Below are 23,110 nucleotides of genomic sequence, written 5' to 3' on the forward strand. Positions count from 1 at the left end.
ACTCTATTTGGCCGTCTTGCGGGAGACGTTGAGCTCGGTCTTATTCACATCATCCGCGGCGAGCGGGTCAACCGGCGCCTCGGTACCAAGGTTGTTGCCCTCGGTCGTGCGGAAGGACGGAGTGAAGTCCTTTGCTGCTGCAACAAGTGCATCCTTGGACTCGTCGGTCAGAGCGGTACCGCCCTGGATCTGCTCGAACACCTGCGGGGTTGCAGAGTTGAGGTGGTCGTGCAGCTCCTTCTCGAAGCGGCGTACGTCCTCGACGGGAACGACGTCGAAGATGCCCTGGTCTGCGAGGAAGATGGACACCATCTGGTACTCGACAGGCTGCGGGGAGGACTCGGACTGCTTGAGCAGCTCGACGAGGCGCTCACCGCGCTCCAGCTGAGCCTTGGAAGCCGGATCCAGGTCGGATGCGAAGGCCGCGAAGGCCTGCAGGTCGCGGTAGGCAGCCAGCTCGAGACGGAGGTTACCGGCAACCTTCTTCATACCCTTGGTCTGTGCGGCACCACCAACACGGGAGACGGACACACCGACGTTAATTGCCGGACGGACGCCCTGGTTGAACAGGTCGGACTCCAGGAAGACCTGGCCGTCGGTAATAGAAATAACGTTGGTCGGAATGAAGGCGGAGACGTCGTTCGCCTTGGTCTCAATGATCGGCAGTGCGGTCATGGAACCTGCACCCATGTCGTCAGAGAGCTTTGCAGCACGCTCCAGCAGACGGGAGTGGAGGTAGAAGACGTCGCCCGGGTAAGCCTCGCGGCCCGGCGGACGGCGCAGCAGAAGGGAAATCGCACGGTAGGCCTCAGCCTGCTTGGTCAGATCATCGTAAATGATCAGGACGTGGTTGCCCTGGTACATCCAGTGCTGACCCAGAGCTGCACCGGAGAACGGTGCCAGCCACTTGAAGCCGGCGGCGTCGGATGCCGGAGCCGCCACGATGGTGGTGTACTCCAGAGCGCCGTGCTGCTCCAGGGTGTGGCGCACACCAGCAATGGTGGAGCCCTTCTGGCCGATGGCGACGTAGATGCAGCGGACCTGCTTGTTCTTGTCGCCAGACTCCCAGTTAGCCTTCTGGTTCAGGATGGTGTCGATACAAACGGCGGTCTTACCCGTCTTACGGTCACCAATGATCAACTGACGCTGACCGCGACCAATCGGGGTCATCGCGTCAATAGCCTTGATGCCGGTCTGCATCGGCTCTTCCACCGGCTGACGCTGCAGCACGGACGGTGCCTGCAGCTCGAGGACGCGGTCCTCTTCAGCGGTGATCGGGCCCATGCCGTCAATCGGCTGGCCCAGGGGGTTGATAACGCGGCCGAGGAATTCCTCGCCCACAGGGATGGAGAGAACCTCGCCGGTCCTCTTGGCCTCGTCGCCTTCTTTAAGCGACTCGAAGTTGCCCAAGACCACGACACCGATGGAGTTGGTGTCAAGGTTCTGTGCGACGCCAATTACGCCGCCGGGGAACTCGAGCAGCTCATTCGCCATGACGGACGGCAGGCCCGAAACCTGCGCAATACCGTCAGCTGCCGAAATGACCACGCCGACCTCCTCACGGGAGGCCTCCGCGGAGTAGCTCGAGGTGTAGTTCGCAATCGCGCTACGGATCTCGTCGGAGGAGATCGTCAGCTCCGCCATGTTCTTCCTGCTCTCGGTAGTATCTTCCAGCAATTACTTAATCGTTTCTGTCGTTTCGGCTTATGCCATCTGCGCGCGAAGGCGAGCAATCTTGCCTGCCGTCGAACCATCGATGACTTCGTCGCCGACGCGGATGGTCATACCACCGAGGAGGCTGGTGTCAACCTCAGAGTGGATGGACATCGCACGACCATAAATTTTGCCCAGCTTTTCAGCGAGTGCTGCCCGCTGGCTATCGTTCAGCTCACCCGCCGAGGTCACGCGCGCGATGGTACGGCCCTGCAGCTTGGCTGCAGTGTCCGCCAATCCGGCGAGATCATCAATCGGGTTCTGCTCCGGGCGGCCAATGGCCTGCAGCGCAAGCGCTTCAGTGACCATCGTGACCTTGCCGTAGAGCACGCTTGCCAGCAGCCCAACCTTGCGGTCGGACGTCGCAGTACGGTCTGAAAGCAGCTGGGTCAGTTCGCCTTCGCGGTCAAGCACGCGCGACAGGGAGAAGAGTTCGTCTTCCACCTGGCCCAGCTTGCCCTCAAACTCAGCGCCGCGCAGCAGTGCGCGACGGCCAAGGATGATAAGGCCGCGGGCGATATCACGCGGGGTCGACCACTGTGCGGCGGCTGCCTCCTGGAGCACCTGCAGTGCTACCGGGGAAACCTTGCCGCCAAAAAGGGTCTGGACCAGGGACTTGCGCTCCTCAGAGGTGGAGGCGTCGTCGGTCAGCGCGACGCGCAGCTCGCGGTCGCCGTCGAGAACGCGGACCACCTCAAAGAGGTCCTGGCCTGCCTGGGTAGCAGTCGCCACCGAGCGGTCACCGGAGAGGAACTCATCCAGCTTGGACTCAACGGTAGCGAGTGCTTCGCGGCTAGCTGCCTTCATCGTTGCCTACTTTCCGGCCGGTGCCACAGTGTCGAGCTCGGACAGGAAGTTATCAATGGTGGAGGACTGCTTGGTGGCGTCCGAAAGTTCGCCGCCGAGCAGCTTCTCTGCCAGGTTGATGGAGTTCTGTCCGATGTCGGAACGCAGCTCAGACACGACCTGTGCGCGGGAAGCTTCAAGCTGCTTCTCGCCAGCGGTCAGAATGCGACGAGACTCTTCTTCTGCAGCTTCCTTAGCCTCTGCCTCGATCAGCTTGCCGCGCTCGCGCGCCTGCTCACGAATCTCCGCAGCCTCTGCTCGCGCGTCAGCGAGCTGAGCATTGTACTTTTCCAGAGCGGCCTTTGCTTCGGCCTGCTGAGCCTCCGCACGCTTAAGGCCACCTTCGATCCGGTCTTCACGCTCCTGCAGCATCTTGTTGTATGCCGGAAGAACGAGCTTCCAGAACACAATCAGGATGATGGTGAACGGAATGATCGACCAGACCAAGTCGTACATCTTGGGCAGAAGGATAGAGTTGCCCGACTCGAGGGGCAGGGTTTCACTTCCTTCTGCTGCAAGGTAGTAAATGACGTTGTTCATGGGGCTCCGTTCTTAAAGTTCGATTTACTTTGTGTAAAGCGCTCTTTAGAACAGGAAGCCTGCAACGAGGCCAATCAGGGCGAGGGCCTCAACGAAGGCGATACCCAGGAACATGGTGGTACGCAGCTGGCCAGCCATCTCCGGCTGACGTGCCATGCCCTCGACGGTCTTGCCGACGAGGATACCGATGCCCAGACCCGGGCCGATGGTTGCGATGCCGTAGCCGATGGCGCCGAGGCCCTTGAGGGTGGACTCGTCAGCAGCCTGAGCAAGAATGATTTCGTTCATGATGAAAGTCGTTCCCTTTCAAAGTTTTCCCACGGATTCTTCCGCGGGGGATGTGGTGGTTTTGGGGTATTTAGTTAACCGCGAGGTTCGCGTTGTTGTTAGTGCGAATCTGCATGCAGCGACAGTTCGATGTATACCGCCGTCAGCAGGGCGAAAATGTATGCCTGCAGGAAGATGACGATAATTTCGTACAGCGTGAACAGAACCGCTGCGACCAGAGTGAGGCCACTCAGTGCGGTCCAACCGTTGAACTGGAAGAAGAAGAAGTTCGTTGCCGAGTACAACAGGACCAAAATGAGGTGGCCAGCCAGGAAGTTCGCCATCAGACGAAGAGCCAGCGTGACTGGGCGCATGACAAACGTAGAGAAAGCCTCAATCGGCACGACAAGCACGTGCAGCAACGGCGGCAGGTTAGGAATAACCACCGAGGACTTGATGAACTTGCCGAAGCCAAAGCGCTTGGCGCCGGCGTAAATCATGGCGATGTACGCGACGACAGCCAGCACGATTGGCATACCAATACGAGCGTTCGGAGAGATGTTTAGAGCTGGAACAATAGTTGCTACGTTCCAGAACAAAACACCGAAGAAGATCGTGGCCAAGATCGGAAGGAATCGACGTCCTTCCTTGCGGCCCAAGATGTCTTCTGCGATGTGAATTCGTACGAAGTCAATCGCATGCTCCGCTACGTTTTGCAATCCTTTAGGAACCAGCTTCGGGTTCCTGAAGGCGACAACAAAAAGGAGCACCAGGATGGCCGCCATGAACAGACGAACCAGCATGATGCGATCCAAAGCGAACCAACCGTTGGCGAAATCGGCGAAAAGAAGATCGACGACTTCACCATCATCGGTTACGTGCCCCGGGAAAAATTCTGGATCCAGTTCGGGTGCGTGAAACTCACCCTTCATGGCCAATGTCGTAACGCTCAGCGTTCTCTCCCGTGTTCGGGCCACACAGCTTGTCGAAGGCTATGTGGTGCGATGGACGTCTCAAGCTCTTTGCCCTGTCTACGGACTCCGTCGCACATCAGCGTAAACAGGGCAAGGATAAACCGTACTTTTTCGGGATAGCATGACGCTAACCCGCGGTAACCCGAAGAGAATGCTATCAGTTCGCCCTCAAGTTTTCGCACGTGGGGGCCCCGTTGCGGCCCTAAAGGCACAGCCTAGTGCCAGTGGGCCCTATAAAACGCCCACATTCTGCCGAAACCCTGCCAAGTGTATTTGGTCACACACCCGTGTTTTCCCACCTTGACGGGGGTAACGGGCGCTGTCGCCGTGGCCACTTAACTACACAAAAAGCCACCCTCCCGGGGTCACCGGAAGCAGTGGCTTACTCTAAAAGGTCGAGACTGGCTAAGACACGTAGGTCACGTTGGATGTAATCACACCCCAGACCTCAGTGCCGAGTGTTACCGCCAGCGCCAGCAGCACGGTGACGAAAAGCGCCATCGTGTCGTAGAACTCAAGATCCTTAATCAGCAACAGCACCATAATCAGGATGACCACCTTGAGCAGCCAGCCGCCAAGCACCACCGCCATCGTGGTCGACGGCGTGGTGCGCGCAGTAAGAAGAACTGAGGCCGCGGTAAAGAGCACGAAGCCACCGCCAATGGCCGCGCCGACAAGTACCCCCCAGATTCCGGGCAACCCGCGGACACCACCCCAGATAGCCAGGGACGCGATGGTCACGACGACAAGGCCGATGGCCCCGAGGCGGAGCGCACGCTTGAGGGGACGCCGATGATCGTCGTACGGCGAAAGCTCTTCGGAGGTCGTTGAATCAGTCACAGCCCCTTACCCTACCTCAGGAGGGATCCGTTTCCAGCACCACGCTGGTGGGACGCGACTGGCGTCCAAGCTTGCCCTGGCGCAGCGGAATCAGGGTCACACCAAAAGCAACAACGAGCGCGACAAGCGCTAGTACGACGGCCACGGGCGCGGGGACGATGGAAAAAGAGACCGCCCCGAAGGCCACCGCAGAGACCCATAGGTACAGCACCAACACGGTGCGGCGGTGGGTATGCCCCAGCGAGAGCAGCCGGTGGTGGATGTGAGCCTTGTCCGCGGCGAAGGGCGAGCGCCCCTGGGACACGCGCCGGATCACGGCCCAGACAAGGTCGAGGACTGGAATAAAGACCGCAGCAACAACAACGATGACGGGTGACATCAGCGCCACGATGTCTACGGTGCCATACAGCGACATGTTGATCTTGCCCGACGCTGAGGTCGACGCCGCGGCAAGCAACAAACCGATCAGCATCGCTCCGCTGTCCCCCATGAAGATGCGGGAGGGCTCGAAATTATGTGGGAGGAACCCGGCGCACACACCCACCAGCGCCGCCGCGATGATCGCCGGCGGATAGGCGGAGACCGCCCCACCCTGGTCGTGCAGCACGGTCAGCGAGAAAAGCAGGATGGCACCACCCGCAATCATGCCCAGCCCGGCAGCCAGCCCATCGAGCCCGTCCACAAAGTTGATGGCGTTGATGAGCAGGACCGTAAAGAACGTAGTCAAGAGTGTCCCCTGGACCTGGTCGAGGATGACCGTGGTTCCATCCCCAAAGGGCAAGAAGAGAAGAGTCCACGTCAGACCTAGACCGCTCATGATGGCCGCCGCCACCAATTGCCCGATCAGCTTGACCAGAGCACTCAGCTCCAGCAGGTCATCCACCACGCCGACGAGTACGATGGCCGCGGCTGACCACAGCACAGCGTTCATCTCCGGCGTGACCGGCATAAACCCGCGAGTCAAGGCTGGAAGCTGGCCCGCGAGATAGACAGCAGCCGCAAACCCCGTAAACATGGCAACGCCACCCAACTGCGGGGTGGGTTGCGAGTGACTATCACGCAGACGAATTTCCGCCACCTGGCCGCTGCGCACCAAGACGCTGCGCACCAGTCCGGTGGTGATGTAGGTAAACGCCGCCGCGACGAAAATGATCAACGCCAGTTCGCGCAGCGGCACTCCGGTTCCAGCCACTGATGTCTCCTTAAGAGGATTGGCTACCCGGTCGGGTGCGCAAGGACTCTGTAGACACTCCGATGACCTCGCCAATCTGCTCGGCGCTCAGCGCGCCTTCGCGCAAGAGGTAGGGGCGCGGACCGGACAAGTCGATGATGGTAGACGGCTTGCCCACCTCGGCTTCTCCCCCATCCAGGTAGACCGTGACGGCTTTGCCCAGCTGCTGCTTGGCGGCAATCGCGGTGGTCGGCGGGGTCTGACCGGAGATATTCGCGGAGGAGACCGCCATGGGGCCGACCTCGCGGAGGAGCTCAATAGCAATGGGGTGCAGGGGCATACGCAGCATCACCGTGCCACGGGTATCGCCCAAGTTCCAAGGCAGCGAAGGCGCTTGCGGCACCACGATGGACAGCCCACCCGGCCAGAAGGCCTCGATGAGGGTCTGCGCGGTGTCATCCAACGAAGCGACAAGCCCCTTGACGGTGTCCCAGGAGCCGACGAGCACCGGCACCGGCATGTCCGGGCCGCGGTGCTTGGTGGCCAAAAGGCTGGCCACGGCATCGTTATCGAAAGCATCGCAGCCCAGCCCGTAGAGCGTGTCGGTGGGCATCACGACGAGTCGGCCTGACTTGGCTGCTTTGACGGCAAGTGCCATGCCTTCCTCGCGCTCAGCAGCGTCCGCACAGTTATAAATCTGTCCCTGCATTGGTCTCTCCTTTAATCCCGTTCCTATCGGCTTGTCGACCAATCTTCGACCAATCTACTGTACTCCCCGCTTCGCTGTGACAAATCGTGCGGTGCCAGTGAGGTCCTTGAGCACCTCGATATCGCTGAAGCCGCCGTGCGCGCGCAGGGCTTCCTGCACTTGTTGGGAGGTCTCGTCGTCGTGCTCAATGCCCACCCGCCCGCCGGGGCGCAGCAGCGCGGCGATGGTCGGAATCATCGCGTTGATGGTCTCCATGCCGTCTGCTCCCCCAAACACCGCATCGTGCGGATCCTGGTAGACCTCTGGGTCCAGGTCCGGGGTCTCCGGAACGTAGGGTGGATTGGTGAGCACGAGGTCAACGGTGCCGTGCAGTTCCGACAAGATCTCGGCGTCGCTGACGTCGCCCTGCACCACGTTCACAGAACCCGCCCCGCCGCGCGAAGCGGTTGCGGCATTGCGCCGGGTGTAGGCCAGGGCGGCGTCGGCAAGCTCCACTGCCCACACCTGGGCCTGCGGCACATAGTGGGCGACGTACAGCGCCAGCGCCCCGGAGCCGGCGCACAGATCCACGACGCGGGGAGATTGCGAGTTAAGTTTCGTCGTCCCCAACGAGTTAAATTTCGTCATCTTCCCCGAGTTAAATTTCGTAAGAAATTTAACTCCCCAGTCGGCGAGCACCTCCGTCTCCGGGCGCGGGATGAACACGCCGGGGCCCACCTCGAGTTCGAGGGCGCCGAACCACGCCACGCCCAGGATGTGCTGGAGGGGCTCGCGCGCTTCACGACGCCCCACCAACGCCCCATATGCCACGTCAAAGCCGGGCATCGGAGCCTCGTTAAGCGGGATGTCCATGTGGCCGCAGTGGATGAGGTGGGCAGCCAGCAGGCGCGCGTCCCACTCGGGTGAAGGTACCCCGGCAGCGCGAAGGCGCTCCGTGGCATCACGAAGCGCCTCCCGATAGGTGTGAAAAGTCACCGAATTAAACCGTGCCTTTTCTCTTCTAGTCCTCAGCCTCAAGGCGCTCTGCGCGTTCTTGGGCTTGCAGGGCGTCGATGAGGTCCTGCATGTCACCGTTGAGCACGGAATCCAGGTTATTGGCCTTGTATCCGATGCGGTGGTCGGTGATGCGGTTCTCCGGCCAGTTATAGGTACGGATACGCTCGGAGCGATCCATGGTGCGCACCTGGGAAGCGCGCTGCTCGCCGGCCTCAGCCTCGCGGGCCTCACGCTCCATCTGGTCCAGGCGTGCCTGCAACACCTGCAGCGCACGCGCCTTGTTCTGGATCTGGGAGCGTTCCTTCTGGCAGGTCACCACCAGGCCGGTCGGCAGGTGGGTAATACGCACCGCGGAGTCGGTGGTGTTCACACCCTGGCCGCCCTTACCGGAGGAACGGTAGACGTCGACGCGGATGTCCTTGTCATCGATGTTGACGGCTTCGACTTCTTCCGGTTCCGGGTAGACCAGCACACCAGCTGCGGAGGTCTGGATTCGGCCTTGGGACTCGGTCACCGGCACGCGCTGCACGCGGTGGACGCCGCCCTCAAACTTGAACACGCTCCACGCGCCATCGCGCGAGGGGGTCTTGGACTTGAAGGAGATGGACATGTCCTTCACACCACCGAGGTCGGACTCGTTGAGGCCCAGGACCTCCCACTGGAAGCCGACCTTATCGGCGTAGCGCTCGTACATGCGGGCCAGGTCGCCGGCAAAGAGTGCTGCCTCTTCGCCGCCGGCGCCGGCCTTGATCTCCATGATGATGTCCTCGGAGTCATGCTCATCGCGCGGGGCCAGCAGGTCCGCGAGCTTTTCCTCCAGCTGAACGACGAGCGGCTCAAGGCGGTCGACCTCGGGCTGGAACTCGTGGTCCTCGTAGGCCATCTCTTTGGCATCGGCCAGGTCCTGGCGAGCCTGGACCAACTCGTCGTTCACGGCGACGACGGGTCGCAGTTCGGCGTAGCGCTTGGACAGCTTGCGGAATTGGGACTGATCACCGGCTACCTCCGGGTCAGCCATCTGCATTTCGATGCCTTGGAACTCGGAGACAATGTCATCGACGAGGGAAACCTGGTTAGACATTACTTGTAGTCCTCCTCATCCGTGTCAGCCGCCATGGGCGCGGACGAGGCCACCTGCATGAGGAACTCGCCGTTGGAGCGGGTCTTCTTGAGCTGCTTAATCAGCAGGTCAATAGCGGCGAAGGAGTCCAGGCCGGAGAGGATGCGGCGCAGCTTGGTCATGATGCGTGCTTCCTCCGGAACTAGCAGGAGCTCGTCCTTGCGGGTGCCGGACGGGTTGACATCCACGGCCGGGAAAATGCGGCGCTCGGAGATGGCGCGGTCCAGCTTGAGCTCGGCGTTGCCGGTGCCCTTGAACTCCTCGAAGATGACGGTGTCACCGGTGGAGCCGGTCTCCACCATGGCGGTGGCGATGATGGTCAGCGAGCCGCCGTTCTCGATGTTGCGGGCAGCACCCAGGAAGCGCTTCGGCGGGTACAGGGCGTTGGAGTCCACACCACCGGACAGGATGCGGCCGGATGCCGGGGAGGAGTTGTTGTAAGCACGGCCGAGGCGGGTGATGGAGTCGAGCAGGACGACGACGTCCTTGCCCTGCTCCACCAAGCGCTTGGCGCGCTCGATGGCCAGCTCCGCCACCGAGGTGTGCTCTGACGGCGGGCGGTCGAAGGTGGAGGCGATGACCTCACCATTGACGCTGCGCTGCATGTCGGTGACCTCTTCGGGGCGCTCGTCCACGAGGACGACCATGAGGTAGCACTCCGGGTTGTTCGTGGCGATGGCGTTGGCGATATTTTGCAGGATCGTCGTCTTACCGGCCTTCGGCGGGGAGACGATGAGCGCGCGCTGGCCCTTACCAATCGGCATGATGAGGTCGATGACGCGGGTGGTGAGGATCTTCGGGTCCGTCTCCAAGCGCAGGCGCTGGTTCGGGTACAGCGGGGTGAGCTTGGCGAAGTCCGGGCGCTCCTTCGCGGTGGACGGATCCAGGCCGTTTACGGTGTCGACCTCCACGAGCTGGTTGTACTTGCGGCGGTTGCGGCCGTTGCCGTGGGTGTGGGTCGGGCCCGAGACCTTGACCTTGCCGGTCAGGGCGTCGCCGGAACGCAGGCCCAGGCGGCGCACGAGGTTGTTGTTGACAAAGACATCGGAGCTGGCCGCGCGGTAGCCGGTAGTGCGCAGGAAGGCCACGTTATTGTCGACGACCTCGAGGATTCCGCCCACTACCTGCACTTCATCGCCCTCGCGGATCTGCAGGTCATTGCCGCCGTTGCCGCCGCCATCGCGGTCACGCCCGCGGCGGTTGCGACGGTTACGGCGATTGCGGCGGCCACCGCCGCCGTTGTTGTCATCATCGTTGCGGTGGTTATCGCGGCGGTTGTTGTTGCCGCCCCCGTTATTGCCACCGCCGTTGTTGCCACCGTTGCCGTGGTCCCCGTTATCGGAGTTGTCGGAGTTGTTGCCGCCACGGGACTGGTTACCCTCCGACTTGGACTGCTTGTCCTCGGCGCCGTTGCCATTTCCGTTGCCGTTGTTATTGCCCTTGGCTTCTTCGCGGGCCTCGCGCTCCTGGCGGCGCGCGCGGTTACGGCGGGCGCGGCGGGCCTGGGAGCGGGACTCGTAGCGCTGCTCGTCGTGGCCGTCCTTCTGCTCAGACTCCTGAGCACCGTCCTCGCCCTTATGGGTGTTCTCAGACTCCGGTTTCTCGGAGGCCTGGTCAGCAGCGCCGGCAGGGCGGGAAGCCTTGCGGGTCGCGCGGCGCGGCTGCGCGTCCTTCTTCGACTCCTTCTGTGCGGAGTCCTCTGCGGCGGGTGCGTCCTTAGCCTCGCCCTGGGCAGCGGCCTTCGCGCCGCGCGCCGGCACCTGGCCGGTGGTCAGGGCAGTAATGAGATCCCCCTTGCGCAGTCCGGAGACGCCGCGAAGTCCGCGCTCCGCAGCTAGCTTGCGCAATTCCGGCAGCTTCAGGGAGGCGAGATCCTGTGCTGCGGTCTTGTCCGTATCGCTCACGGATATCCTTTCGTCGCTTCACCAACGCGCGCCGTCTTGTCTGCCGCACCTGCACTGTGCGTGGTGCTGTTCCAAGCGGGCGTTGGAAGCCAGTGTGTAATTGGGATGGTCCTCCGCCACCAGCGAGTTCACGCAACCGCGATCCCCGTGGGCGGTGGTTGTCTTGGCTCTCCCCCCTCTCCGGCCCGGCGGTACGGAACGTGAAGGACTCCTTGTTGAACTCCTGAAAGCACTCAAGGAATCGGCCGCGGGTCAAGCGCGGGGAGATATTTTAAGAAGGCGACTGCGAGCGTATCTCTCCCCTCTCACCGTCGCGCGCACCGTTGGACTGCCATGAGAGTGTCACCGCAGGTGTGTGCGCCGTGGAGGGAGCTCGGAGATGCGGGGAAAGCGTTCCCCACCAGTCGCGGATAACTATACCGCATCCTTCCCCCGCGCTCACACTGACACGGCTAAAGTAGTGCGCATGCTCTCCACAATGCAGGATATCCCGCTGTCCCTCACCCGCATCCTGGAGTACGGTTCCTCCGTCCACGGCCAAACCCAGGTCATCACCTGGCACAGCGCCAATCCCGGCAATGAACGCGAGGAAACCACTTTCGCTGATGTCGGCGCCCGCGCCGCCGCCTTCGCCCACGCCCTGCATGACACGCTCGGCATCACCGGTGACGAGCGCGTGGGCTCACTGATGTGGAACTGCGCCGAGCACCTCGAAGTGCTTTTTGGCACCGCCTGTAAGGGAGCGGTGTTCACCCCGCTCAACAAGCAGCTGATGAATGATCAGATCCGGCACATCATCAACCACGCTGAGGTCCGCGTCATCGTCGCGGATTGTCGCCTCGCCGAGCAGCTAGCCCAGGTTCTGGAAGGTGTGGACTGTGTGCGTGCGGTGGTGTTTACGGGCGTCGGCAAGCCCAGCACCGCTCTGCCGGGCAACGTTGAAATCTACAGCTACGAGCAACTGCTGGATGGGCGCTCCACCGTGTATGACTGGCCGGTTTTGGATGAGCACACCGCCGCCGCACTGTGTTACTCCACCGGCACCACTGGTGCACCAAAGGGCGTGCTCTACTCCCACCGCGCTCTGTACTTGGAAGGAATGCAGCTGCGCTCCTCCGATTCCCTGTGTGTGACCCACGGCGAGACATTCCTGTGCTGCATCCCCATCTATCACGTGCTGAGCTGGGGTGTTCCCTTTGCGGCGTGGATGACGGGCACGCCGCTGGTGCTTCCCGACGCCGACGTCTCCCCCGCCACCCTGGCCAAAATCATCGCCGCCACCTCCCCGCGCGTGGCCCATGGCGTGCCCACCATTTGGATTCAGCTCTTCGTGCACTACCTCAAGAACCCGCCTGAGCGCATGACACTGACGGAGATCTTCGCTGGCGGCTCGCCTGTTCCACCGCAGCTCATCAAGAGCTGGGAAGAGCGCTACGGCGTAGACGTAGTCCACGTGTGGGGCATGGCGGAAACCACCACGGTGGGCACGGTGGCCCGCCCACCCTCAGGCGCCTCGGGCGAGGCTCGCTGGGCCTACCGCATTTCCCAGGGGCGCTTCCCGGCCTCCTTGGAATACCGCGTGGTCAATGACGGCCACGTGGTCAACACCACGGACCGCAACGCTGGTGAGATTCAGGTACGCGGCAACTTGGTCACCGGTTCTTACTACCACTCGCCCGCTTCGGAGGACGGCGGTGCTGCCCACGAGTTCCGTGGCAAAGATGTCGAGGACGCGGACTCCAAGTTCACGGCCGACGGCTGGCTGCGCACCGGCGACGTCGGCTTCGTCACCGAGGATGGCTTCCTCACCGTGGAGGATCGCGCCCGCGATGTCATCCGTTCCGGCGGTGAATGGATCTACTCCGTGCAATTGGAGAACCTCATCATGGCCAACCCGGTGGTGCTGGAATGCGCCGTCATTGGCTACCCCGACAAGCAATGGGTCGAGCGCCCGCTGGCTGTCACCGTGCTCGCCGCGGACATCAGCCCCACGATTGAGACCGCCGAGCGCCTGCGCAACGGGATGCGCTCTGAGCTTCCCTCCTGGATGCTGCCGGAGTATTGGACGTTCGTAAAATCCATCGATAAGACTTCGGTGGGCAAGTTCGACAAGAAGGACCTGCGCGCCCACTTGGCGGAAGGCGAGTACAACATCATCCGGCTGAAGGGCCCGGGCGAGGCGCAGCGCCTCGATGCCGGAGAGGATGACGGGGAGGACTAGCCCCACCCCGCCTACTCATTCGGCAGGCTTCGATCTAGACTTGCCAGCAATGTCCGCCCAACGATCCCAACCTTCGCCACACACCTCCGCCCCGCTGACGCTGCCATTGCCGCGTGTACGGGGCGCGGGGATGCCGCCCACGGACCTGCCAGCGGCAGGGACCGAGGGCCGCCGCGCACTCGTGGATCGCTACGGCCGCCAGGCCCGCGACCTACGCGTCTCCCTGACGGATCGCTGCAATCTGCGCTGCACCTACTGCATGCCCGCCGAAGGTTATGAGTGGCTGCCCACCGAACACACGCTCAGCGATGAAGAAACCATCCGTCTCATCCGCCTCGCGGTAGACAAGCTCGGCATCCAGCAGGTGCGCTTCACCGGTGGGGAGCCGCTCCTGCGCGGCTCCTTAGAGAAAATCATCGCCGCGACCAAAGCCCTGCGGACCGACGAAGGTACGGCACCCACTACTGCTCTCACCACCAACGGGCTGGGCCTGGATAAGCGCCTGCCGGGGCTGCAGCGCGCCGGGCTCGACCGCGTCAACATCTCCTTAGACACCCTCGATCCGGAGCTCTATGCCCGGCTCACCCGGCGCGACCGCCTAGCGGATGTGCTCACATCCATCGACGCCGCGCTGGCCGCCGACATGGACCCGGTCAAGATCAACGCCGTCATCATGCCGGGTGTCAACGAGTCTGCGATCCTTCCCTTGGCTCGCTTTTGCCTCGAACGCGGCGCGCAACTGCGCTTCATCGAGCAGATGCCATTGGGCCCACGGGAGGAGTGGGCGCGTTCCCGGATGGTCACCGCGGAGGATATCTTGGCGCGCTTGGCCGAAGACTTCGAGCTCACCCCGGCTAAGAAACCCCGCGGCTCCGCGCCGGCGGCACTGTGGTCCGCGGTCTCGCGCGATGGCTCCCTCCCCATAGGACACATCGGGGTGATCGCCTCCGTAACTCGGCCCTTCTGCGGGGACTGCGACCGCACGCGCCTGACCGCAGACGGCGCGGTGCGCAATTGCCTCTTCGGCAACTCGGAAACCTCCCTGCGCGACCTCATGCGCTCTGGCGCCAGCGATGCGGAGCTAGCTACCGCGTGGGCGGGTGAAATGTGGAGGAAATTACCGGGCCACGGGGTGGATGATGAAGGTTTCCTCCAGCCAGATCGCCCGATGTCCGCCATCGGTGGCTAGATTGGGTGCAATGACGAGTACCGGGACTGACTTAAGTATCGAGGAATACTTCGAGTGCCTCCACGCGCTGGTCCGCGCCTTGCCTTCGGAACGCGCTGCCTTATCGCAGGGTCGCGTGCTGGCTGAGCCCCTCGTCGCCCGCCTTCCCCTCCCGCCGCAGGATAATTCGGCCATGGATGGCTTCCTCATTCCTCAGCCTTCCTCACCAGACAGTCTCACCGTTCCCTTCACTTTGCCTGTCGTGGGTGATGTGCCTGCCGGCGCGCCGGCCCAAACCCTGCCGCCCGGCACTGCGCTGCGCATCATGACCGGTGGTCCAGTACCCGCGGGCTTTGATGGTCTGGTCATCCCCGTGGAAGACACCGATATTCCACCAGGCCCCGGGCCACTGCCTGAGACCGTCACGGTGCACCGCCTTCCCGAGCGCAACCACATCCGGCGGCGCGGCTCCCACATCGAGGCCGGGCACCAACTAGCCGGTGCCGCCACGCTGGTGGACGCCTCCCTTATCGCCGCCGCCCTCTCCGCCGGCGTCGACACCGCCGTGCTCCACCGCACCCCGCGGGTGACCGTCATTGCCACGGGTGAGGAGCTGCTCAACGGCCAGCTCCCGGATTCCAATGGTCCGATGCTCGACGCACTCCTTAGCACTACCGGCCCCGTTGACATCGCCCGCACGGTATGTGGCGATTCACCCGTTGAGCTGCGCCGCCGCTTCGACGCGGCTGCCGCTGACTCCGATCTCATCGTCACCACCGGCGGGGTATCCGCAGGAGCCTTTGACGTGGTTCGCGCGGTCGTTGAGGATGCCGTGGAGCGCCGCTCTTATTGGTTCGGACACGTCAACCAACGCCCCGGCGCGCCGCAAGGCCACGCGCTGTGGAACGGCGTTCCCGTGGTGTGTTTGCCGGGCAACCCGGTGGCGGCGTTCGTCTCCGCACACCTTTACCTCACCCCGCTTCTGCGTTCCTTGCGCGGCCTTCCCCGCCCCACCGGAGTTTTAGACCGGCCGCATCTGACGGCTGTCGCCCGGGCCGACTTCCCGCATCCGCACCGCCCGCTGATTCAGCCGTGCTCAATTGCTCTGGAGGGAAGCATTACCGCCTCTCCGCCGCCTGGTCCACGCATGCGCAGCCACCACGTTGCAGCACTGCCGGGCACGCAAGGTTTCGCGCTGCTGACGAGCCCCGTCACCGCAGGGGAGCAACTTACCGTCTACCCCTACTAGCTTCAGGGTCTCCCCTTCTACAGCCCCCACCCCTCCGTTGCTGCCAAAGATCGCGCCTCAGAAACGGGGATCGGCCCACTCTTCGTCAGCTAGGCTAGGTCCACCCAAAGAAAGGAACCGCTGTAGCAATGAAGTTCACTCACCTTAATGAGGCCGGCTCCGCCTACATGGTGGACGTCACCGAAAAACAGCCCGCCGTGCGCACCGCCACCGCCCAAGGCGAAGTGGCGTGTTCACCAGAGGTCCTCACCGCACTGCGGGAGGGAGCCGTGCCGAAGGGCGACGTGCTTGCGGTTGCTCGAGTCGCCGGTATTGCGGCGGCGAAGAAGGTCCCGGATCTCTTGCCTCTGGCCCACACCATTGGTGTGCACGGGTGCGCGGTCGACATCGAGCTGCGCGAAGATCACGTTTTTATCGAGGCCACCGTGCGCACCGCCGACCGCACCGGCGTAGAAATGGAGGCGCTGACCGCGGTAAACGTCGCCGCCCTAGCGCTCATCGACATGGTGAAAGGCGTTGACCGCTCCGCTTATATCCGACGCTGCGGCATCACCGCAAAATCCGGCGGCCGCTCGGGTGATTGGTCCCGCGAACTGCCCGGCGCGGAAGGATAGAGAACAATGCCAGGTGTCATTGTTGTGGCAGGCGGACGCGGAACGCGCATGGGAGGCGTGGACAAAGCAAGTATCACTCTCGCCGGTGAGCGCCTTATCGACCGTCTCCTGCGCCAGTTGCCTTATGATGCGCCGGTGGCGGTTGTCTCACCCTATCCCCTAGGGATGCCCCAAGTATGTGAAAGGCCTCTTTTCGGCGGGCCAGCCGCGGGAATCGCCGCGGGCCACGCCGCGCTGGTTGGTGCCGCAGAGTCCACGACCGCCATCTTTGCCGTCGATGCCCCGGATTCCCCGCGTATGCTGCCTGTACTCGAACAGGCCTTAGAAAGCTCCGGCGCTGATGCCGCGGTGGCCACCTTCGATGGGCGCCTCCAACCGCTGTGTGCACTGTGGCGCACCGAGGCCATTACCCGCGCTCTGCACGAGCTCGGCAATCCCCGCAATAAGTCAGTCATGCGCTTACTGGGACTCGCGGACAGTATCACCGAGTTCGAAGGCACCGCCGCAGTACGCGATATCGATACCCTGGACGAGCTACGCGAGCGGCGCGAGCAACGAGCTACTCAACTATAAATTGCCCGTGCTGGCCCTTCTCTGCGTTCGTCATGAGGTGGTTCACAAAGGAATAGGTGCCCGGCTCGTTGAAGGTCATCTCGACGAACCCGCCCTGGGCGGGTAAGAGGTCCAGCGCCTGGGATCCGGAATCCTTCGCGCCCTTAATGAGATAGGTGCCTTCCTTGTACACGGTATCGAATTGCTCGCCCACGACATGGAAGCTCAAAGGAAGATCGGGGCCCAGATTAACCAGCCAGATGCGCACGGTATCGCCCACTTTGGCGCGCAGCGGTGCTAAGCCCTCGTCGTATTGATTGGGATAGTAGTTGAAGGCGGTGAGGTCATAGTCGCCATTGCTGACTCGCTGCGCATCCGCACCTTCAGCTTCCCTGCCCGCGGTGGCGAGGAAGATTTCGCTGGCCGTCATGACGTACTCCGCGTCGACGTCTGCCAGCGCATCCTCACCACGCGGATCGATAATGACCGCTCCTGCCATGCCGTTGGCAATGTGCAAGCTCATTGGCATCGTTGAGCAGTGATACATCCAGATGCCTGCCCGGTGCGCGACAAATTCGTATGTCAGCGACTCGCCCGGCTGGATCGTCTTCATGTTCTTATCCGGGTTGACTTCACCAGCGTGAAAATCCACCGAGTGCCCCATCGAGCCCTCGTTCTTGATAGTGATACGAAATCGGTCCCCGACCTTGCCGCGCAGGGTTGGTCCGGGTGCCTGCCCATCAAAGAGCCACCGGGTTTGGCGCACTCCTGGGGCGACCTCAGCTTCCTCTTCAGTCATCACCCAGGTTTCTTCGTGAAGGTCACCTTCCGCCGGGGCAAGGGAGGCATCAACGGCTTCGAAACCCTCGCGGGCTGCCATGCGCTCGGCTGCCGAGGGCACCGTCGCCGGGGCACCGGCTGCATGGGCGCCAGACTGCGCACCCGCATGCTCATGTTCCCCAGATGCTGGCTCGTCGACGTTGACTATAAACGTCATCCCCTGCATTTTGTGCCCGGCGATCGTGCAATAGCCTTCCACGGGTTCATCGATGATCCCGGCATCCAGCTGCACGGTCTCGCCCGGTTCCACCCTTCCGGTCTCCTCACGTCCGATCTTCAAGTCATGGACCTGGTCGCCCGTGTTATGGAAGTTCACCACCAGGTGGCTGCCCGCAGCCACGTTGATAGAGGACGGAACAAAGGCCATGCCGTCGACTGAGACATCCACAGTGACGGCATCGGCTGAAGCTACCAGCGCCGGATCTTGTTTGCCTATCCGCGAATTGGTCACTGCCAGTGCAATGACCGCCACCAAGGCAACAATGATGATGAGCCAGGATGCCCACTGTTTCTCAGAATGCTCCTTTTTAACGGGCACGCTTGACATGAACTTCTCCTTGAGATGACGAGACGGCCCACACTAGGGCCGCACAATTGGCGATGAGGCCTAGCCCCATCATGATAAGCCCGGCGAAGGACACGCCAGTAATGCCAGTGAGGCTCAGCACGCCGCCAAGGTTGATGAGCGCTACGCGCACGAACCCTGGAAGGTGGCCCCGCGCGGGATGGGCAGCTCCGGCCAGGATGGGCAGCATGTGGTGGAGTACCCCGGTTACGAGCTGCAGGAGGCCGGCGCCGACGAATGCGGGTAGCAGCAGCAACGTCACCGCGCGCGGGTAGGCCCCAGCAAGAGTGGCCGCCGCGTCACCGGCACAAAGTGCCAACATCCATACCAGTCCCGCCATCGCGGACACGCTTGCCGTGGTTTTCACGCCACCAAGCGCGCCGGCGAGTACTGGCTGAATGATGAACACAGCGGCAAGGACGGTGAGTAGCTGCGCCATGCCGGCGGCGCGGGTGAGCCCGGAGGCGTCGGCAAGCATGGCCACCCCCAGCCCCACGCAATGCACGGTCAATGCTCGACCACACCGGGCCCGGGCGGCTGATGAAATTGGCGTTCGGGTCAAGGTGGGAAGCAGCGTGACGACGGTGCCCACGATGGTAAGCAGAGCAAATCCCCACACCATCCCTCGTGAGTGCGCTGCTACCAACAGCGAATAGTTTCCTATCCCGTGCGCAGCCAGGATAACCAACAGCACAGAGACCACCATGAAGCAGGCCGCGGCCAGATAAAAGGGCACGGTGACTGCGAAAGAGCCAGAAAGAGAGCCTCGAAGCTTGGTCCATAACGTCCACAGGTGCCACGTGACTGCGACGATGACGAGTGAGGAGCCAATATCCGCGAGCATTCCCCAGTCGTAGCCGGCGCGATCAACAAGTAGCAGAACCAGCCCCACCTGCACCAGGCCTACCCGCGCGCCTACCCTGTGGAAGCCGGCAGCCGGGGTGCGGGTCAGTGCTTCCGTGAAGTGGGTACTAAACACCAGGATGGCGGTGGTCAGCGCTCCGAGAGTAAAAGGATGAATGAGGTCCCACCACACCACGGGTGCTCCCAGATAGTTCGCCACGGTGATTCCCACGCCCACCGCGATCCACAAGGCAACCAGGCTAAAGGCGATGGTGTGCCAGCGCCGGCGAGCAGTCAAGGAGACGTCGCGCAGAGGCACATCTGACATTTTTATTTGCACGGATATAATCGTAGTAAATTGCTTGTAGGGGTAGCAACGCCCGCTCCCCCTAGAAAATCGAAAAGGAAAAGATCAATGAACTTGCCGCTTATCGACGCCTCCAAGGGCCATGACATCCCCACCCTCAACGCCTCCGAAATCCCTCACGCAGTGCGCCACGGCGCCATCCATGGGGCACTCGGCACCCTCAACGTCGGCGAAGCCATGATCCTCATAGCTCCGCACGACCCGCTTCCGCTGCTCAACGAGGTGGACCAGCGGGAGGAGGTTTTCGCTCGCGAGTATCTTAAGAAAGAACCAGAAGACGTCCACATCAAATTCACGCGAACCGCCTAAAGCTTCCGTAAGCTGACTGACCATGCACCTCGCAAAGATTGCAATCCCCGTCATCGCCGCCGCGCTGACTGTTGCCGGTTGCGCCTCTGACTCCGAAGAGCCCTTGCAGGTGTTTGCTGCATCCTCGACAAGAGTGTTGAATGACGAGCTTGCTAGCGCCTCCGGGACTCCCCTGGCTTTCAACAACGGCGGCTCTTCTGCTTTGGTGCAGCAAGTCGATGAGGGAGCGCCCGCAGACCTTCTCCTCACTGCTTCTCGGGAGACCATGGAGAATGCACTTGCTCAGGGCAGCGTGGAGACGCCCGTGCCCTTAGCAAGCAACGTCATGGTTATGGTCGTGCCGAAAGGTAATCCCCAAGGACTGCGCTCCGCAGCAGACCTGGAGCCCTCGGCACGCCTAGTTCTCTGTGACCCGAGCGTGCCTTGCGGAGCCATATCCACGCGCATTATGAAGGCCAATGGCTGGCATCTGCACGCATCATCGTTGGAGAGCCAAGTGGCTGATGTTCTGGGAAAGGTTGCCTCCGGTGAAGCGGACGCCGGGTGGGTCTATTCCACCGACGCCGCCGCCAGCGAGGACGTCGAGGCTATTCCGCTCGACCACGCGGAAGACTTCCGCAATGAGATCATGGGCGCTGTGGTGGCTTCTTCATCCCGGCATGAAGAAGCCCAAGAAGTCCTCTCGCTTCTCGCGTCGGATTTTGACAGCACCTGGGAACAATTCGGCTTCACTCCGGTGAACTAGGTGTCGGGCATGATTCTGCGCGAACAGCGCCAACGAGCCCCTTGGCCGGTCATCGCCGCTGGCGCGCTCGCAGCTTTCTACATTCTCGCCCCAGTCCTCGCCTTGGGAGTGCGGGTGCCCTGGGGGCAACTCTCTGACACGCTGAACTCTCCGACGACCCAGGATCTTCTCCGCGTCAGCCTGTCCGCGGCGGCGTGGTCTACAGTGCTGTCCACGTTGCTGGGCACCTGCTTGGCGCTGTGGCTGCAGCAGCTGCACCGCGTCTCCCACCTGGTGAGGCTGGTGGTCTACCTCCCCTTGGCCATGCCTCCCGTCGTGGGCGGCTTGGCTCTCACTGCGCTGCTGGGGCGCCGTGGGCTGCTTGGTCCTGTTCTGGAGCAGGCTGGACTGCACGTGTCTTTCGCCTTCCCGGGTGTCGTGGCAGCCCATGTCTTCGTCACGCTTCCCTTCGCGGTGGTGGCGGTGGACTCCGCGCTGCGGCAACTCGATCCTGAGGTCATCGCCAGCGCGCGCGGCATCGGCTTGGGAGCGGGAACCATCCTTCGGCGCATCATTCTCCCAGCCATCCGCCCCGCTGTGTTCACCGGTGGTGCGCTGGCTTTCGCCCGCTCACTGGGTGAATTCGGAACAACTATCACCTTCGCTGGTTCCCTGCCCGGCTCGACCCGGACCATGCCGAGCGGAATCTACCTAGAGCGCGAGGTCAGCGCGGACAACGCCTATGCCCTTTCCGCCGTGCTTATTGGAATAGCCATCCTTACGCTCACCGCGGCCGGAATGCCCCTGCTGCTACGCCGCCGCGAGCCGAAGGTGCGCATGCTCAAGCCGATGGATCCTGCGGCACTTCGCGATGCCACCACCCCTGTGGACTCAGCCCACGATCTTTCCGTAACTATCGGCAACGCCACCACCACGTTCCGGGGCGGGCACGTGACCGCGGTGGTCGGGCCCAACGGTGCCGGAAAGACCACGCTTCTGCGTTTCATTAGCGGGCGACTCCAAGGGGCACACACCAACGCCGAACGCGTGATCATGCTTTCTCAAAACCCTGGGCTGCCTCCCACTGCCACCGTGGCTCAAGCGTTGACGATGGTGACCAAAGACCCGCAAAGGACAGAGGAACTGCTCAACGCCGCCGGGCTGCAGGAGCTGGTCCATGTATCCGAGCTTTCCGGTGGTCAAGCCGCGCAGGTTGCCCTTCTCCGCGCGCTGGCGGCGCGCCCGGCTGTATTGGTTGCGGATGAACCCTTCGCCGCCATGGACGTAGAATCCGCCGCGCGTTGGCGCCACGTACTGCGCCTTTCAGCCGCTGACCGTACCACCGTCATCGTCACCCACAGCCGCGTGGACCTCGACACGCTGGCGGACGACATCCTGGTGATAGAAGCCGGCAACATCATCTCTCAAGGCCCCGCGGAGCGCCTACTGGAACAGCCCCCGACCCCCTTTATGGCAGAGCTGGCGGGCGTCAATGTGCTTCGCGGCTACCACCAGAATGATGCATTTCAGCCAGCTCGCAACGGCGAGCACTGGGCGGCCTTTCCCCAGACTGCGCTGCGCTTCGATCCCGCTGGCGCACTGAGCGCCACCATTGTGGCCGATCTGGGCGAAACCACCCTTATTGACATTGACGGCCAACGGCTCACAGTGGGCCAGCCAGCACCCCACAACGCCCCCGGGAATAAGGTGTCCGTGGCCCTCAATGCAGACGCCCTCACGGTCTATACCCGTACTTAATCCATGGGATTTTACCCACGTCGTCACGCAGATCGTGGCGCCTCTGAGCACCGCAATGGGAGAAATTCAGTGCGCCGGATGTAGGATCCTCATAGAGTTTTGCAAGGAGTCACAGTCATGTCCGCATTTGCTACGCCTAGCCCCCGCTCCTCCAGCGAGCTTTTTCCTGACACGATGAAGCTCTCCCCCAAGCAGCGCGACGTCCTCTCGGTCTTGCAGAAATTCCCGCAAGGAGCACGGGCTGCAGAGATTGCTAAGAAAATGGGCATGCATGTCAACACCGCGCGCGGCCACCTGGATGAGCTGGTTCGCGCCGGCGCGGTGCGGGTAGTTACTGCTCCAGCGCAAGGCCGCGGGCGTCCCTCCCTGATCTTCCAAGTACGGGTGCCCGACAATCGTTCAGTGGCGGAGGAATACGTCACGCTGATTAGCGTCTTAGTCAAAGCACTGGCGGATAAAGATCAGCTCAATGACTTTTCTTCCGAGCAAGCGCGAGAGATCGGCCGCGCTTGGGCGAAGGCCACGGCCACCGACCACGGTGCTGAGGCGCTGGCCCCGCTCTACCGGACGATGCGCGATATGGGCTTTGACCCGGTAACCTCGGTGGAGCAATTCACCGAGGAAGGCCGCACCACCGTGCAACTGCACGCCTGCCCATTTGTCAGCGCCGGTGTGGAGCCCTCCCCCTTTGTCTGCGCCATCCACGATGGCTACTTGGAGCAGACGGCTGCCGACTCCGGTGGGAGGTTAAGCCTGAAACTGATCCCAAAGTCCGGCAACGGTGTGTGCCGTATCAGCGTGGAAAAGGAGGCTAGCTAGC

General features: G+C 62.4%; 22 protein-coding genes. 9 read left to right on the plus strand and 13 right to left on the minus strand.

The window, feature by feature from the left end; translation table 11 throughout:
• Positions 1-3: 3 nt before the first annotated feature.
• From atpA to rho, 11 genes are all read right to left on the minus strand, one after another.
• Positions 4-1,644, minus strand: a complete 1,641-nt coding sequence (atpA, locus tag HMPREF2932_RS05590) for a F0F1 ATP synthase subunit alpha (protein ID WP_071409764.1) — start codon at positions 1,642-1,644, stop codon at positions 4-6.
• Between the two features lie 60 nt (positions 1,645-1,704).
• The gene (locus tag HMPREF2932_RS05595; RefSeq protein WP_010187070.1) at positions 1,705-2,520 is read right to left on the minus strand and encodes a F0F1 ATP synthase subunit delta; all 816 of its coding nucleotides are present in this window, start codon (positions 2,518-2,520) and stop codon (positions 1,705-1,707) included.
• A 6-nt stretch (positions 2,521-2,526) separates the two neighbouring features.
• Entirely contained in the window at positions 2,527-3,099 is a 573-nt protein-coding gene (locus tag HMPREF2932_RS05600) for a F0F1 ATP synthase subunit B (protein ID WP_010187072.1), read from the minus strand.
• A 45-nt stretch (positions 3,100-3,144) separates the two neighbouring features.
• On the minus strand, positions 3,145-3,387 hold the full coding sequence (locus HMPREF2932_RS05605; protein WP_010187073.1) for an ATP synthase F0 subunit C: 243 nt from the start codon (positions 3,385-3,387) through the stop codon (positions 3,145-3,147).
• Between the two features lie 98 nt (positions 3,388-3,485).
• On the minus strand, positions 3,486-4,298 hold the full coding sequence (atpB, locus tag HMPREF2932_RS05610; protein WP_049155068.1) for a F0F1 ATP synthase subunit A: 813 nt from the start codon (positions 4,296-4,298) through the stop codon (positions 3,486-3,488).
• 447 nt (positions 4,299-4,745) lie between these two features.
• Positions 4,746-5,180: a Cg1360 family ATP-synthase-associated protein gene (locus HMPREF2932_RS05615; RefSeq protein WP_049155069.1), complete on the minus strand. Its 435-nt coding sequence runs from the start codon at positions 5,178-5,180 to the stop codon at positions 4,746-4,748.
• A 16-nt stretch (positions 5,181-5,196) separates the two neighbouring features.
• Complete coding sequence (locus tag HMPREF2932_RS05620) at positions 5,197-6,372, minus strand: MraY family glycosyltransferase (RefSeq protein WP_071409765.1); 1,176 nt, start codon at positions 6,370-6,372, stop codon at positions 5,197-5,199.
• 10 nt (positions 6,373-6,382) lie between these two features.
• Positions 6,383-7,060: an L-threonylcarbamoyladenylate synthase gene (locus tag HMPREF2932_RS05625; RefSeq protein ID WP_070702017.1), complete on the minus strand. Its 678-nt coding sequence runs from the start codon at positions 7,058-7,060 to the stop codon at positions 6,383-6,385.
• Between the two features lie 54 nt (positions 7,061-7,114).
• Positions 7,115-8,035: a peptide chain release factor N(5)-glutamine methyltransferase gene (gene prmC / locus HMPREF2932_RS05630; protein ID WP_071409766.1), complete on the minus strand. Its 921-nt coding sequence runs from the start codon at positions 8,033-8,035 to the stop codon at positions 7,115-7,117.
• A 25-nt stretch (positions 8,036-8,060) separates the two neighbouring features.
• The gene (gene prfA / locus HMPREF2932_RS05635; protein WP_070754411.1) at positions 8,061-9,137 is read right to left on the minus strand and encodes a peptide chain release factor 1; all 1,077 of its coding nucleotides are present in this window, start codon (positions 9,135-9,137) and stop codon (positions 8,061-8,063) included.
• The gene (gene rho, locus HMPREF2932_RS05640; RefSeq protein WP_070515572.1) at positions 9,137-11,080 is read right to left on the minus strand and encodes a transcription termination factor Rho; all 1,944 of its coding nucleotides are present in this window, start codon (positions 11,078-11,080) and stop codon (positions 9,137-9,139) included. The genes prfA and rho overlap by 1 nt, the downstream gene beginning before the upstream one ends.
• A gap of 466 nt (positions 11,081-11,546) precedes the next feature.
• On the opposite strand from rho, the gene HMPREF2932_RS05645 reads away from it, so the two are divergent.
• The 5 genes from HMPREF2932_RS05645 (at position 11,547) to HMPREF2932_RS05665 (ending at position 16,905) form a co-directional block, all read left to right on the plus strand.
• Positions 11,547-13,301 carry a long-chain fatty-acid--CoA ligase gene (locus HMPREF2932_RS05645; RefSeq protein ID WP_049155160.1) on the plus strand — a complete coding sequence of 585 codons (1,755 nt, stop codon included), beginning with the start codon at positions 11,547-11,549 and terminating at the stop codon, positions 13,299-13,301.
• A 49-nt stretch (positions 13,302-13,350) separates the two neighbouring features.
• Positions 13,351-14,490, plus strand: coding sequence for a GTP 3',8-cyclase MoaA (moaA, locus tag HMPREF2932_RS05650; protein WP_071409767.1), 1,140 nt, complete (start codon positions 13,351-13,353; stop codon positions 14,488-14,490).
• A 10-nt stretch (positions 14,491-14,500) separates the two neighbouring features.
• On the plus strand, positions 14,501-15,718 hold the full coding sequence (locus HMPREF2932_RS05655; protein WP_071409768.1) for a molybdopterin molybdotransferase MoeA: 1,218 nt from the start codon (positions 14,501-14,503) through the stop codon (positions 15,716-15,718).
• Between the two features lie 128 nt (positions 15,719-15,846).
• Positions 15,847-16,332 (plus strand): cyclic pyranopterin monophosphate synthase MoaC, encoded by a 486-nt coding sequence (gene moaC, locus HMPREF2932_RS05660; protein WP_071409769.1) that lies wholly within the window; start codon positions 15,847-15,849, stop codon positions 16,330-16,332.
• 6 nt (positions 16,333-16,338) lie between these two features.
• Entirely contained in the window at positions 16,339-16,905 is a 567-nt protein-coding gene (locus tag HMPREF2932_RS05665; RefSeq protein ID WP_071409770.1) for a molybdenum cofactor guanylyltransferase, read from the plus strand.
• Here HMPREF2932_RS05665 and HMPREF2932_RS05670 read toward each other — a convergent pair.
• Together HMPREF2932_RS05670 and HMPREF2932_RS05675 are read right to left on the minus strand one after the other, a co-directional pair.
• Positions 16,892-18,271, minus strand: coding sequence for a multicopper oxidase domain-containing protein (locus tag HMPREF2932_RS05670; protein ID WP_071409771.1), 1,380 nt, complete (start codon positions 18,269-18,271; stop codon positions 16,892-16,894). The two genes, HMPREF2932_RS05665 and HMPREF2932_RS05670, sit on opposite strands and share 14 nt — an antisense overlap.
• The gene (locus HMPREF2932_RS05675) at positions 18,252-19,451 is read right to left on the minus strand and encodes a beta-carotene 15,15'-monooxygenase (protein ID WP_071409803.1); all 1,200 of its coding nucleotides are present in this window, start codon (positions 19,449-19,451) and stop codon (positions 18,252-18,254) included. The genes HMPREF2932_RS05670 and HMPREF2932_RS05675 overlap by 20 nt, the downstream gene beginning before the upstream one ends.
• A 96-nt stretch (positions 19,452-19,547) precedes the next feature.
• Between HMPREF2932_RS05675 and HMPREF2932_RS05680 the strand changes: the two genes are divergently transcribed.
• The 4 genes from HMPREF2932_RS05680 (at position 19,548) to HMPREF2932_RS05695 (ending at position 23,109) form a co-directional block, all read left to right on the plus strand.
• Positions 19,548-19,808 (plus strand): DUF2249 domain-containing protein, encoded by a 261-nt coding sequence (locus HMPREF2932_RS05680; protein ID WP_071409772.1) that lies wholly within the window; start codon positions 19,548-19,550, stop codon positions 19,806-19,808.
• 22 nt (positions 19,809-19,830) lie between these two features.
• Positions 19,831-20,553 carry a molybdate ABC transporter substrate-binding protein gene (modA, locus tag HMPREF2932_RS05685; RefSeq protein WP_071409773.1) on the plus strand — a complete coding sequence of 241 codons (723 nt, stop codon included), beginning with the start codon at positions 19,831-19,833 and terminating at the stop codon, positions 20,551-20,553.
• A gap of 9 nt (positions 20,554-20,562) precedes the next feature.
• On the plus strand, positions 20,563-22,290 hold the full coding sequence (locus HMPREF2932_RS05690) for an ATP-binding cassette domain-containing protein (RefSeq protein ID WP_246818631.1): 1,728 nt from the start codon (positions 20,563-20,565) through the stop codon (positions 22,288-22,290).
• Positions 22,291-22,407: 117 nt separating this feature from the next.
• Positions 22,408-23,109: a helix-turn-helix transcriptional regulator gene (locus tag HMPREF2932_RS05695; protein WP_071409775.1), complete on the plus strand. Its 702-nt coding sequence runs from the start codon at positions 22,408-22,410 to the stop codon at positions 23,107-23,109.
• Position 23,110: the final 1 nt, after the last annotated feature.

The organism is Corynebacterium sp. HMSC074H12 (assembly GCF_001813755.1).
In the GTDB taxonomy this organism is placed as follows: domain Bacteria; phylum Actinomycetota; class Actinomycetes; order Mycobacteriales; family Mycobacteriaceae; genus Corynebacterium; species Corynebacterium hiratae.

What these genes read in the sequence shown, in the direction of transcription:
- atpA (WP_071409764.1), bottom strand. Translation starts at nt 1,644, where the DNA reads ATGGCGGAGCTGACGATCTCCTCCGACGAGATCCGTAGCGCGATTGCG.
- HMPREF2932_RS05595 (WP_010187070.1), bottom strand. Translation starts at nt 2,520, where the DNA reads ATGAAGGCAGCTAGCCGCGAAGCACTCGCTACCGTTGAGTCCAAGCTG.
- HMPREF2932_RS05600 (WP_010187072.1), bottom strand. Translation starts at nt 3,099, where the DNA reads ATGAACAACGTCATTTACTACCTTGCAGCAGAAGGAAGTGAAACCCTG.
- HMPREF2932_RS05605 (WP_010187073.1), bottom strand. Translation starts at nt 3,387, where the DNA reads ATGAACGAAATCATTCTTGCTCAGGCTGCTGACGAGTCCACCCTCAAG.
- atpB (WP_049155068.1), bottom strand. Translation starts at nt 4,298, where the DNA reads ATGAAGGGTGAGTTTCACGCACCCGAACTGGATCCAGAATTTTTCCCG.
- HMPREF2932_RS05625 (WP_070702017.1), bottom strand. Translation starts at nt 7,060, where the DNA reads ATGCAGGGACAGATTTATAACTGTGCGGACGCTGCTGAGCGCGAGGAA.
- prfA (WP_070754411.1), bottom strand. Translation starts at nt 9,137, where the DNA reads ATGTCTAACCAGGTTTCCCTCGTCGATGACATTGTCTCCGAGTTCCAA.
- HMPREF2932_RS05645 (WP_049155160.1), top strand. Translation starts at nt 11,547, where the DNA reads ATGCTCTCCACAATGCAGGATATCCCGCTGTCCCTCACCCGCATCCTG.
- moaA (WP_071409767.1), top strand. Translation starts at nt 13,351, where the DNA reads ATGTCCGCCCAACGATCCCAACCTTCGCCACACACCTCCGCCCCGCTG.
- HMPREF2932_RS05655 (WP_071409768.1), top strand. Translation starts at nt 14,501, where the DNA reads ATGACGAGTACCGGGACTGACTTAAGTATCGAGGAATACTTCGAGTGC.
- moaC (WP_071409769.1), top strand. Translation starts at nt 15,847, where the DNA reads ATGAAGTTCACTCACCTTAATGAGGCCGGCTCCGCCTACATGGTGGAC.
- HMPREF2932_RS05665 (WP_071409770.1), top strand. Translation starts at nt 16,339, where the DNA reads ATGCCAGGTGTCATTGTTGTGGCAGGCGGACGCGGAACGCGCATGGGA.
- HMPREF2932_RS05670 (WP_071409771.1), bottom strand. Translation starts at nt 18,271, where the DNA reads ATGTCAAGCGTGCCCGTTAAAAAGGAGCATTCTGAGAAACAGTGGGCA.
- HMPREF2932_RS05680 (WP_071409772.1), top strand. Translation starts at nt 19,548, where the DNA reads ATGAACTTGCCGCTTATCGACGCCTCCAAGGGCCATGACATCCCCACC.
- modA (WP_071409773.1), top strand. Translation starts at nt 19,831, where the DNA reads ATGCACCTCGCAAAGATTGCAATCCCCGTCATCGCCGCCGCGCTGACT.
- HMPREF2932_RS05690 (WP_246818631.1), top strand. Translation starts at nt 20,563, where the DNA reads ATGATTCTGCGCGAACAGCGCCAACGAGCCCCTTGGCCGGTCATCGCC.
- HMPREF2932_RS05695 (WP_071409775.1), top strand. Translation starts at nt 22,408, where the DNA reads ATGTCCGCATTTGCTACGCCTAGCCCCCGCTCCTCCAGCGAGCTTTTT.